We start from the raw sequence: 11,327 nt of genomic DNA, 5'->3' as shown, positions 1-11,327 counted from the left end.
GAACTCGAAGAGTCGGGTCGCGCCCGCGAGATGGGCGAGAAAGCGCAGGACGCCGCCTGCTTCGGGGCCGATGATTGGAAACCCGTGTTCGGCGGCGTACGCCGCCATCTCGGCTTGTATCTCGTCGTGGTCGGGCGCGGTGGCGGTGAGGAAGCGCTTGGTCTCGTCGGTGAGGATATCCATACGAACAGAGGGTCGGCATCGCCGATAAAGTTCGACACTCTGCTGACGCGAACGCCCACATCCGTCCCCCGTCGCTTCCCCACTCGCGGATGGTCCGTGATACTACGCCGTCTCTGGTAGCAAGCGCACCGACGCTGGCAAACGTTACCGTGCACGTGTGACCCGCCTACGCTTAAGTCACGCCGTCTCTCATCTTCGTCCATGTTTGATCCCGACGAACTCGACCAGATTCGGGAGGCCAAAGCCGAGTGGGAGGAAGAGACACTCTCGCCGACGCTCGACCGGTTCGGGGAACGAAAAGACGAGTTCACGACCGACACGGGTGGAAACGACGTCGAACGACTGTACACACCTGCGGACGCCGACGTCGATTACGAAGACGACATCGGCTTCCCGGGCGAGAAACCGTACACGCGCGGCGTCTATCCGACGATGCACCGTGGGCGACTCTGGACGATGCGCCAGTACGCCGGGTTCGGCACCGCCGCCGAGACGAACGAGCGATTCCGGTACCTCATCGACAACGGGTCGTCGGGCCTCTCGCTCGCGTTCGACCTCCCGACGCAGATGGGGTACGACTCCGACGCGACGATGGCCGCCGGCGAAGTCGGGAAATCTGGCGTCGCTATCGACAGCCTCCACGACATGGAGACGGTCTTCGAGGGAATCGACCTCGGCGAAGTCTCCACGTCGATGACCATCAACGCGCCCGCATCGGTGCTTCTGGCGATGTACGTCGCACTCGGCGACAAACAGGGCGTTCCGCGCGAACAACTCCGTGGGACCATCCAGAACGACATCCTGAAAGAGTACATCGCGCGCAACCTCTACATCTACCCACCCGAACCGTCGATGCGCCTCATCACGGACATCTTCGAGTTCTGCGCGCAGGAGACGCCGAAGTTCAACACGATATCTATCTCCGGCTATCACATCCGCGAGGCGGGTTCGACGGCGGCACAGGAAGTCGCGTTCACGCTCGGTGACGGCATCCAGTACGTCCAGGCCGCAGTCGACGCCGGCCTCGACGTCGACGACTTCGCGCCGCAACTATCGTTTTTCTTCAACGCACACAACAACATCCTCGAAGAAGTCGCGAAGTTCCGCGCCGCCCGCCGCATGTGGGCGAAGATTATGGAAGAGCGCTTCGGCGCGGAGAACCCCAAGTCGATGCAACTGAAGTTCCACACCCAGACGGGTGGGTCGACGCTCACCGCCCAGCAAGTCGAGAACAACGTCGTCCGCGTCGCCTATCAGGCACTGGCGGCGGTCCTCGGTGGCACCCAGTCGCTCCACACGAACGGGAAAGACGAGGCGTTGTCGCTGCCGACTGAGCAATCCGTTCGGACGGCGCTTCGGACGCAGCAGATTCTCGCTCACGAGTCCGGTGCGGCCGACACCATCGACCCACTCGCAGGAAGTTACTACGTCGAAGCCCTGACCGACGAAATCGAGGCGGAAGCGTTCGACCTGCTCGACGAAGTCGACGAACGCGGGGGGATGCTCGACGCCATCAAGAACCAGTGGGTCCAGCGGGAGATTCAAGACGTCGCCTACGAACGCCAGCGGGAAGTCGAGACGGGCGAACGCGTCATCGTCGGCGTCAACGAGTACCAGGTCGACGAGGAACCGAACCCGGACGTACAGGAAGTCTCCGAAGAAGAAGAACAAAAACAGGTCGAGTCACTCGAAGCGGTCAAAGACGAACGCGACTCCCAAGCGGTCGAAAAAGCACTCGACGACGTTCGTGCTGCCGCGAACTCCGACGAGAACCTCCTCCCACCCATCGTCGAGGCGGTCAAGGAGTACGCGACAGTCGGCGAAATCTGCGGTGTCCTGCGCGAAGAGTTCGGCGAGTACGCCCCCGAGATGGCCTGAGTCGCGGTACCACACCCCGTGACAAAACGTAACTAATTTTATACTTTCACTCGGCTAAGAAGACTTATTATCGACCCCCGAGTGGGCGATAACGAGGATTTACGATGCCTCTTATTGCATTCTGACCCCCGTCACACGCCCGGTCGCTCCCGCGTTCGTCGCGGTTCCTACTCCTTCAGCGGCGCACAGCCGCGCGGCCGGCGCGTCGTGGGGCATCTCACCGACGAGAGCCCCCGGTATCGTATCCGACTGTCCCCCAACCAGAATACAGATGTCACGAAGACGCCTCCGACACTCTCGTACCGTCTCCGACTACCCCCCGAATCACCACAAACCCGCGCCCTCGTTCACGGCCCAGGCCATCGTGCTGGCTCTCGCCGTCGGTGTGGTCGTGGTCGCTAGCTACCCCGTGCTGTCGCTGGTCGCTGCGACGGCGCTCGTCGGCCTCGTGGCCGTCGCTCGCGTCCTCGTCGCCCGCATCGAGCGCTCGTCGATGAAGGTTTCCGTCCCCGGGTTCCCCGTCGAAGTCACCGTCGCGCGAACGACGCGTGACTGAGCCGACGGTGCCTCGCCGCTGACGTACGTCCCCTCCGCTTTCCGCTTCGGCCCCCACACCGTCGCTTCGCCCCTCACACTACCGCTTCGGCCCTCCACCTCGCCTGTTTTTTCACTGGTCACCCACGAGACGCCTCACTCGCCGACGCCCGGGTGGCCGAGTCGACGGCGGAGGACACGCACTCCCGTCACGACGAGCATCGCCTGTACGTATGCGAACACCGCGAGTGCCGGGTAGAATGCTGTGTGCTCACCGACTCCGAACTCGTTGGACGCGAGCGTATCGAGGAAGAACGCGGCGGCTAACGCCGGGAAGTCGACAATCCACACCTCTTTCGGGAGCACGCCGACGAACCCAGTAACCCACGCGAGAACGAGGACGGCGAACACGACGAGTGTCTCCGGTGCCGTGGCCAGTCGAACTGCGCCGCGTCCGAACCGATTTGCACTGTCGCTCATGGAACCGAAGCGGTCCGCGATATCGCTCACAGCGAGTCCCCCTTACGCGACGTCTTGATTCGAATCGGACTCGCCTGCGAGTGTGACTGCCGTCCCGTACGCGAGAATCTCCGCCGCACCCTGTGCGACTTCTGCGGTGATGTACCGGACGCTGACGACGGCATCTGCACCCATCGACTCCGCTTCTTCTATCATCCGGTCTGTCGCTTCGTCGCGCGAGTCGGCCAAGAGACCAGTGTACGACTTGAGTTCACCACCGACGACGTTTCGAAGTCCCTGCGTGATGTCGCGGCCGACGTTTCGCGCTCGGACCGTGTTTCCACGGACAGTTCCGAGGGATTCGGTAATCTCTCGGCCTGCGACAGTCTCCGTAGTGGTTACTATCATGACAGTACCAACGAATCGTCTGGCTTTATCCGTTGCGCCCGTGGAGTTGTTGGCATGCACTTCGACCACATCGGAATCGCCACGCCGGACGCCGCCGGGTTGGCCGCGTTGTTCGAGGAATTGTTCGACGCGCCGGTGGCCCACGAGGAGACGTTCGACGGGATGACCGTCGTGTTCCTCGAACTCGAAGACGGGTACTTCGAACTGCTCGAACCCCACGAAGACGGCGCGATTGGGAAGTTCCTCGAGAAGAACGGTGCCGGTATCCACCACGTCGCACTCGAAACCGACGACGTCGAGGGCGCACTCCAAACCGCCCGCGACGCGGGCGTCACGCTCATCGACGAGGAACCTCGCCCGGGTGCGTGGGGACACGACGTCGCGTTCCTCCATCCGAAGTCGACTGGAGGCGTACTGGTCGAGTTCGTCTCCCATTAACCTCGGCCGCCGCCCTCCACGGCAGTCACACTCCGACACTCCCCGCGACACGAGGACGACCCGCACTCCGATTCACGGAGGTCTCTGATGACCGAAGATACGACAGACGACGACACCCCGACGAAACAGGCACTCTCGGGCACGATGCGCGATTGGCTTTCGCACCGTGTCGCGACGACGCCAGACCAACGAGCGCTCATCTACGCACCGACTGGTGACTCGTGGACGTTCCGCGAACTCGATTCGCTCGTCTCCGAGACTGCGGGCCAACTCGCCGCACTCGGCATCAAAGCCGGCGACCACCTCGGCGTCGTCCTCGAACCGGGAGTCGAGTACGTTCGTCTCATCCACGCTGCAGGCCGCCTCGGAGTCACGCTCGTCCCACTCAGTGAACGTCTGACGCCGGACGAAGTCGCTCGAAACCTCGAAATCGCCGACGTAACTGCGCTCGTCTGCGGCGACTCGACAGAGTCCACTGCCGTCGAAGCGACAGCCGACGTTCCTGTCGTCTCCGTCGACGAACCACGCTGGGAGGGTGTCATCAACCTCTCGTCGATAGCGCCGAAGAGCACCACGCCAGCCCAGTGGAACCTCTCAGATACGATGTTGCTCCTGTTCACCTCGGGGACGACGGGGACACCGAAGGCGGTTCGACTCACGATGGGGAACGTGCTCGCGAACGCCGTCGCCTCGTCGTTCAGACTCGGCCTCTCCCCCGGTGACCGCTGGTTGGTCACGCTCTCGTTGCACCACATGGGCGGTATCGGGCCGATTCTCCGGAGTCCACTGTACGGGACGACCATCGTCCTCCGTGACGGATTCGACGCCGGCGGTGCGGCCGACGACATCGGAAAGTACGACGTGACGGGTGTCTCCGTCGTGCCGACGATGCTCAAACGGATGCTCGACAGTCGAGGGACGCTCTCGGATTCGCTCCGCGTCGTCCTCCTCGGTGGCGCACCTGCCTCCGAAGAACTCGTCGAACGGTGCCGGAACTACTCGGTCCCGGTGTACCCCACCTACGGGATGACCGAGACGGCCTCACAGATTGCGACTGCGACGCCCCGCGAGGCGTTCTCGTCTATCGGGACCGTCGGACGCCAACTCTTCTTCGTGGACCTCGACATCGTGAACGACGACGGGACTCCCGTCGAACCGGGAACCGCCGGCGAAATCGTCGTCTCCGGACTCACGGTCTCACCGGGATACTACGGGGACCCCGAGGCGACTGCCGACGCGTTCACCGACGCGGGCCTCCGAACAGGCGACATCGGGTATCGCGACGACGACGGCCTCCTGTACGTGCTCAACCGCAAAGACGACCGAATCATCACCGGCGGCGAGAACGTCGACCCCGGTGAGGTCGTACACGTTCTCCGCCAGTACCCCGCTATCGACGATGCAGTCGTCCTCGGTATCCCCGACCCAGAGTGGGGCGAACGCGTGAGTGCACTCGTCGTCCTCTCCGACCCGGAGATGCGACTCGACCGGTCTGCGCTCGACGCGTTCTGCCGCGAACACCTTGCCGGGTTCAAAGTCCCGCGCCTCGTCGAACCCACCGACGAACTCCCGCGGACCGTCTCGGGGACTATCGACCGACAAGCGGTCCGAGAGCGTTTGCAGGCCGCCCAGCCGGTCACGGAAGCAGAACCCGAGTGGACCGGCGTCCCGCAGGGCGACGATGTCGTCGGGGCTGACCCAACCGTCGTCGACGACGCCGAACGTGCCGGCGAAGGCGACGCAGAAGAGAGTGAACCAACTCCTGGCGACGAATCGGACGGACCCGAACCCACTGGCCTGACGGAGCCCACGGACTCACGCGACGCTGCGGACGACGAAATCGACGTCTCGGACGCCGCCGACGGCCAGGAGAGCCTCGAAGATTCTGTCGGCGAGTCTCAGGCGACAGACGTTGGCACCGACGCCAGCGACGAAGGTGACGGTGGTAGTGACGAGAGCGATAGGGACGCAGACGACGAGGCCAACGGCGGCAGTGACGAGGTCGATGAGGACGCAGACGACGATGGCGGAGACACCGGCGTGGGGACAATGCACCACGACGAGGAATGAACGCGCCGGCGCGTGTTCGATAATCAATAGCCCGCGTCTTGCCGGTACCTGTCCAAACAATCATTACGTTTTACGGCAACAGGGACGTATGGTAGGTGCTACCAACCAGACACTTCGACCGTTTCTGTGGCGTGCAGGCAAACTCTTTCCGGACCGCGAAATCGTCTCTCGAACGTCCGAGGGTATAACGAGATACACGTATTCGGAGTACGAGGGACGCGTCGCACAACTCGCGAACGCCCTCGCAGATGCGGGTATCGGCGACGGTGACCGCGTCGCGACGTTCTGTTGGAACCACGACCGACACTTCGAGACGTACTTCGGCGTCCCGTCGATGGGTGCACAACTCCACACCATCAACCCACTTCTCCCGGACCACCACATCCAGTACATCGTCGAGAACGCCGAAGACCGAATCATCTTCGTCGACCCGTCGCTGGCGCCGAAACTCGCCGGCGCAGTCGACGAAGAGGCCTTCGCCTCTGTCGAGCAGTTCGTCGTGATGGCGTCGGAGGTTCCCGACACGGACCTCGACCCAGTGACCGACTACGAGTCGTTCATCGGCGACTACGCCGACGAGTACGACTGGCCGGACCTGCCGGAAGACCAACCGGCAGGGATGTGCTACACCTCTGGGACGACGGGCAAGCCGAAAGGTGTCGAATACTCCCAGCAGATGCTCTGGGCGCACACGATGGCGACGCTCCCGCAGGCGGGTCTCGACATCGGCGCGGACGACGTCGTCATGCCCGTCGTGCCGATGTTCCACGTCAACGCGTGGGGTCTTCCGTTCTCGATGACTGCCGCGGGCGCCAAACACGTCTACCCCGGACCGTCGCCGACGCCGGAGGACCTCGCGAAACTCATCGAGTCCGAGGGTGTCACGATGACCGCAGGGGTGCCGACTGTCTGGCTTGGTCTCCTCGACTACCTCGACGAACACGACACCGATATCTCGTCGCTCGAACGCATCGTCATCGGCGGCGCGGCGGCACCGAAGTCCGTCATTCGACGCTTCGACGAGGAGTACGACGTGGAAGTCGTCCACGCGTGGGGGATGACCGAGATGTCGCCGGTCGGAACTGTCGCACACCTCAAACCCGGCATGGAGGACCTTCCGGCGGACGAACAGTACGAAAAGCGCGGTATGCAGGGTCTGCTCGTCACCGGTCTGGAGATGCGCGTCGTCGACGACGACGGCAACGAGGTGCCGTGGAACGGCGAAGACTTCGGTGAACTGTGGGTCCGTGGGCCGTGGGTCACGACGGAGTACTTCGAGCGCCCAGATGCGAACGAACAGGACTTCGAAGGCAACTGGCTGAAGACGGGCGACGTAGTGACCGTGGACGAAGACGGGTACGTCAAAATCGTGGACCGTGCGAAGGACGTCATCAAGTCCGGCGGCGAGTGGATTTCCTCCGTCGAACTGGAGAACACCATCATGGCGCACGACGGCGTCGCGGAAGCGACAGTCGTCGGCGTGCCCCACGAGCGATGGCAGGAACGCCCCGTCGCGTTCATCGTTCCGAAGGCCGGGTCAGACGAAGACGAACTCAAGGACGAAGTCGTCGAACTCGTGCGCTCGGAGTTCCCCAAGTGGTGGACGCCCGACGAAGTCGTCTTCATCGAGGAAGTCCCGAAGACGGCGACGGGCAAGTTCGACAAGAAGGTGCTGCGCAACCAGTACGACGACTCCTCACTCATCGAGGGGAAGACGCCTGACGAAGACGCCCCGTCGCAGGACTGACTCGGCCACTGCGTCTCGATTTTTTGTCCTCACTGTCGGCCAGAGCCACGACGCACTCTACTCACGATAAATTAGTTTGAAGTTTATACTGATTCCATACAGTATATGCCTGTTCGACCCTACCAAGGGATATGGACCTTCTCGACGAATCAATCGTGCCAGAGCACGCCCGCGCCGTCAAGCGTGAGGCGCGCGAGTTCGCCGAAGAACACATCGTCCCCGTCGCAGAGGAGTACTACGAGTCCGGCGAGTACCCGCGCGACGTCCTCGAAGCAGGGATGGACGCAGGACTTGTCGCACAGGACATCAGCGAGGAGTACGGTGGCAAGGGATACGACCTCCAGCAGATTCTCGCCATCTCCGAGGAGTTCTACCGTGCCGACGCCGGTATCGCACTGACGCTCCAACTCGCCTCCTTCGGGTGCGAGATTATGGAACACTACGGGTCTGAAGAGCAGAAAGAGACGTGGCTCCGCCCCGTCGCCGAGAACGAGCAGATTTCGGGCCTCGCCGTCTCCGAACCGCAGACCGGGTCCGACATGGCCGGGATGGAGACGACGGCCGAGAAGACCGACGACGGATACGTCCTGAACGGCGAGAAGTACTGGGTCGGCAACGCCGTCGAAGCCGATTGGCTCACCGTCTACGCCAAGACCGGCGATTCGGACGACCGGTACTCGAACTACTCGATGTTCATCGTCCCGACGGACACGCCGGGGTACGAGGCCGAGCACATCCCCGAGAAGATGGGGATGCGAGCGTCGAAGCAGGGGCACATCGTCTTCGACGACTGCGAGATTCCCGAAGAGAACCTCATCGGCACCGAAGGCGGCGGGTTCTACATGCTCGCAGACTTCTTCAACCACGGCCGAATCGTCGTCGGCGGACACAGTCTCGGACTCGCCGCGTCCGCCATCGAAGAGGCGTGGTCGTTCGTCCACGACCGACAGGCGTTCGGGCGGAACGTCTCGGAGTTCCAGGCCGTCCAGCACATCCTCGCCGACATGCGCATGGAGTTCGAAGCGGCGCGCGCACTCAACTGGCGTGCCGCGGAGAAAGTCGCGAACAACGAGGACGCAGGATTCTGGGCTGCGACTGCGAAGACGAAGTCGACCGAGATGGCAGTCGACGTGGCCGAACGCGGCATGCAACTCCACGGTGGCCGGTCTGTCCTCGACGAGAACAAAATCTCTCGGGTCTACCGCGACGTTCGCATCCCGGTCATCTACGAGGGTGCAAACGAGATTCAACGCAACCTCATCTACCGACAGGGCGGACTCTAAACGTCTCCTGACGAACATTTCTCGGCGAATAGAATTATAGGCTGGTCCGATAGTCCTCTATCCAGAGTCGTCCCCGTTACGACTCGGTGACTATCATGCAACTCGAAGAATTCGTTAGCTCTCACGCACCGAACGACGGCACCAAAGCGTTCGAACTGGAGAACTCGAAACTGCTCGACGTCGAACTCGACGGCAGTATCATGGCCAAAGCTGGGACGATGGTCGGGTACGAGGGTGACATCTCGTTCGAACGGAAGTCCGCTGGCGGCCTGAAGGGGATGTTGAAGAAGAAAGTCTCCGGCGAAGGCGACGTGATGATGCAGGCATCCGGGTCCGGAAACCTCTATCTCGCCGACCAGGGCAAAGAAGTCCAGATTCTCGAACTCGACGCAGGCGAGGAGATTAGCGTCAACGGAAACGACGTGTTGGCCTTCGAATCCAGTGTGAACTGGGACATCAAGATGTTGACGAGCATCGCCGGTGCGTCCACTGGCGGCCTGTTCAACGTCTTCCTCGAAGGGCCGGGGCACGTCGCCATCACGACGCACGGCAAACCGCTCGTCCTCGAGACGCCCGTGAGCACGGACCCGAACGCGACTGTCGCGTGGAGTGGGAACGTCTCGCCGTCGTCGAAGCGCGACGTGAACGTCAAGAGCCTCATCGGTCGCTCGTCGGGCGAGACGTACCAACTCGAGTTCGCAGGCACCGACGGATTCGTCATCGTCCAACCGTACGAGGAAGTCCAACCCGGACAGTAACTCGCCGCCACCTTCACCACCGTCGTTTTTCCAATCTGCCGTGACTGACTCGACTTCCTGAGTGGCCAGTCTCACAGAAAAATGAGCTAATTGGGTATCTGACGTATCTCGCCCCGAGCTATGTCGACAGCACAACCACTCGAAGGGAAAGTATCGATTGTAACTGGTGCAGGCGGGCAAATCGGCGAGGGGATCGCAGTCGAACTCGCCAAAGCGGGGAGTGACGTCGTCATCGCGGACGTGAACGTCCTCGACACGGAGTACAACCAACAGTCGTCGACGGACGTCGGCGGCGCGGACCGGGCCCAAGAAGTCGCCGGGCGCATCGAAGAACTCGGCCGCCGGGCACACATCGTCGAGTGCGACGTGACGCACGCCGACCAGGTCGCTGCGATGGTCGACGAGACAGTCTCTGAGCTCGGCGGAATCGATATCCTCTGTAACAACGCGGGTATCATCACCGTCGACCCGGTCGAAGAGATGAAAGAAGAAGAGTGGGACTCGGTGATGGGTGTGAACGTCAAGGGTGTGTTCCTCCCGTCGAAGGCGGCGATTCCGCACCTCAAAGAGTCCAAAGGGGCGGTCATCAACACCGCGTCGATTGCAGGCAGCATCGGTGCAGCAGGGTTAGCTCACTACTGTGCGTCGAAGCACGCCGTTCTCGGGTTCACGAAATCACTCGCCCTCGAACTCGCGGGTGACGACGTGACGGTGAACGCAATCTGCCCCGGCATCGTCGACACACCGATGTGGAACAAGGTGTTGACGCCGACACTCGACGAGGCGTACGACGACACCATCGAACGGGTCATCCCTCTCGGACGCGACCAGTCGCCCGAAGACATGGGGAAACTCGCGGTGTTCTTTGCGACGAACCGGAACATCACCGGGCAGTCTGTCGTCGTCGACGGTGGTATCCTCCAGAACGTCATCTGAACTGCCGAAAACGTATTTTTGAACTAACAATTATCTCCGCTGCCTCCTAAGCGTGGGTATGGGTGACATTAGCGTCCACCTGGTCGACCGCGGTCGCGTCCACGCTGACATGGGATACGTCCTCTCTGGCTACTCCATGGGGAGTGCGTCGAATCCAAATCCGGACCACGAGATGGCGGAGTTCGTCGTCTGGAACGCCGTCGTCGACGGCCCAGACCAGACGGTTCTGTGGGACACCGGGTCGAACCCGGATGCAGGGAACGGCTATTGGCCTGCGCCCCTGTACGAGGCGTTCGCACACGTCGACGCCGCAGAACACACGCTGGAAGCTGACCTCGACGCCGTCGGATACTCGCTTTCGGACATCGACGCCGTGGTGATGAGCCACCTCCACCTCGACCACGCGGGTGGTCTCAGGGAGTTCGCCGGGGCGGACGTTCCAATCTACGTCCACGAGGAAGAACTGAAGTTCGCGTACTACTCGGCGAAGACGACGGAGGGGTCGATTGCGTACCTCGCGTCCGACTTCGACCACGACCTGAACTGGAACGTCGTCCACGGCGACGAGTACACACTGTTCGACGGGATGCGTCTGTACCACCTTCCGGGCCACACGCCCGGCGTGATGGGTGC

Annotated in this window: 11 protein-coding genes and 1 pseudogene; 9 read left to right on the top strand and 3 right to left on the bottom strand. The window is 62.3% G+C overall.

Annotated elements, in window-relative coordinates:
* Positions 1–183: pseudogene (locus tag AUR66_RS19785) on the bottom strand (O-methyltransferase); the annotation flags it as partial.
* Between the two features lie 201 nt (positions 184–384).
* Between AUR66_RS19785 and AUR66_RS19780 the strand changes: the two are divergent.
* Positions 385–2,061 (top strand): acyl-CoA mutase large subunit family protein, encoded by a 1,677-nt coding sequence (locus AUR66_RS19780; RefSeq protein WP_058573818.1) that lies wholly within the window; start codon positions 385–387, stop codon positions 2,059–2,061.
* Positions 2,062–2,332: 271 nt separating this feature from the next.
* On the top strand, positions 2,333–2,617 hold the full coding sequence (locus AUR66_RS19775; protein ID WP_231727981.1) for a hypothetical protein: 285 nt from the start codon (positions 2,333–2,335) through the stop codon (positions 2,615–2,617).
* Positions 2,618–2,751: 134 nt separating this feature from the next.
* Here AUR66_RS19775 and AUR66_RS19770 read toward each other — a convergent pair whose 3' ends face one another.
* Positions 2,752–3,075 carry a hypothetical protein gene (locus tag AUR66_RS19770; RefSeq protein ID WP_058573819.1) on the bottom strand — a complete coding sequence of 108 codons (324 nt, stop codon included), beginning with the start codon at positions 3,073–3,075 and terminating at the stop codon, positions 2,752–2,754.
* Between the two features lie 42 nt (positions 3,076–3,117).
* Positions 3,118–3,462 (bottom strand): YbjQ family protein, encoded by a 345-nt coding sequence (locus AUR66_RS19765; RefSeq protein ID WP_058573817.1) that lies wholly within the window; start codon positions 3,460–3,462, stop codon positions 3,118–3,120.
* 54 nt (positions 3,463–3,516) lie between these two features.
* On the opposite strand from AUR66_RS19765, the gene mce reads away from it, so the two are divergent.
* From mce to AUR66_RS19730, 7 genes are all read left to right on the top strand, one after another.
* Positions 3,517–3,900 carry a methylmalonyl-CoA epimerase gene (gene mce, locus AUR66_RS19760; RefSeq protein WP_058573816.1) on the top strand — a complete coding sequence of 128 codons (384 nt, stop codon included), beginning with the start codon at positions 3,517–3,519 and terminating at the stop codon, positions 3,898–3,900.
* Between the two features lie 87 nt (positions 3,901–3,987).
* A complete protein-coding gene (gene menE / locus AUR66_RS19755; RefSeq protein WP_058573815.1) occupies positions 3,988–5,970 on the top strand; it encodes an o-succinylbenzoate--CoA ligase in 1,983 nt (660 codons plus the stop codon).
* 88 nt (positions 5,971–6,058) lie between these two features.
* A complete protein-coding gene (locus tag AUR66_RS19750; RefSeq protein ID WP_058573814.1) occupies positions 6,059–7,717 on the top strand; it encodes a long-chain fatty acid--CoA ligase in 1,659 nt (552 codons plus the stop codon).
* A gap of 131 nt (positions 7,718–7,848) precedes the next feature.
* Positions 7,849–9,000, top strand: coding sequence for an acyl-CoA dehydrogenase family protein (locus AUR66_RS19745; RefSeq protein WP_058573813.1), 1,152 nt, complete (start codon positions 7,849–7,851; stop codon positions 8,998–9,000).
* 95 nt (positions 9,001–9,095) lie between these two features.
* Positions 9,096–9,758 (top strand): AIM24 family protein, encoded by a 663-nt coding sequence (locus AUR66_RS19740; RefSeq protein WP_058573812.1) that lies wholly within the window; start codon positions 9,096–9,098, stop codon positions 9,756–9,758.
* 120 nt (positions 9,759–9,878) lie between these two features.
* Positions 9,879–10,694 (top strand): SDR family NAD(P)-dependent oxidoreductase, encoded by an 816-nt coding sequence (locus tag AUR66_RS19735; RefSeq protein ID WP_058573811.1) that lies wholly within the window; start codon positions 9,879–9,881, stop codon positions 10,692–10,694.
* Between the two features lie 58 nt (positions 10,695–10,752).
* Positions 10,753–11,327 (top strand): N-acyl homoserine lactonase family protein (locus AUR66_RS19730; RefSeq protein ID WP_058573810.1); only part of this gene is annotated, 575 nt, incomplete at its 3' end.

The sequence above is a fragment of the Haloferax profundi genome, from assembly GCF_001469865.1.
Lineage (GTDB): Archaea > Halobacteriota > Halobacteria > Halobacteriales > Haloferacaceae > Haloferax > Haloferax profundi.
The sequence above is the reverse complement of the archived record's forward strand: the minus strand, read 5'-3'. Positions and strand labels throughout refer to the sequence as shown.

Excerpts from the sequence above, each read along its gene's own strand:
- AUR66_RS19770 (WP_058573819.1), bottom strand. The coding sequence starts at position 3,075 with ATGAGCGACAGTGCAAATCGGTTCGGACGCGGCGCAGTTCGACTGGCC.
- menE (WP_058573815.1), top strand. The coding sequence starts at position 3,988 with ATGACCGAAGATACGACAGACGACGACACCCCGACGAAACAGGCACTC.
- mce (WP_058573816.1), top strand. The coding sequence starts at position 3,517 with ATGCACTTCGACCACATCGGAATCGCCACGCCGGACGCCGCCGGGTTG.
- AUR66_RS19740 (WP_058573812.1), top strand. The coding sequence starts at position 9,096 with ATGCAACTCGAAGAATTCGTTAGCTCTCACGCACCGAACGACGGCACC.
- AUR66_RS19780 (WP_058573818.1), top strand. The coding sequence starts at position 385 with ATGTTTGATCCCGACGAACTCGACCAGATTCGGGAGGCCAAAGCCGAG.
- AUR66_RS19735 (WP_058573811.1), top strand. The coding sequence starts at position 9,879 with ATGTCGACAGCACAACCACTCGAAGGGAAAGTATCGATTGTAACTGGT.
- AUR66_RS19750 (WP_058573814.1), top strand. The coding sequence starts at position 6,059 with ATGGTAGGTGCTACCAACCAGACACTTCGACCGTTTCTGTGGCGTGCA.
- AUR66_RS19775 (WP_231727981.1), top strand. The coding sequence starts at position 2,333 with ATGTCACGAAGACGCCTCCGACACTCTCGTACCGTCTCCGACTACCCC.
- AUR66_RS19745 (WP_058573813.1), top strand. The coding sequence starts at position 7,849 with ATGGACCTTCTCGACGAATCAATCGTGCCAGAGCACGCCCGCGCCGTC.
- AUR66_RS19765 (WP_058573817.1), bottom strand. The coding sequence starts at position 3,462 with ATGATAGTAACCACTACGGAGACTGTCGCAGGCCGAGAGATTACCGAA.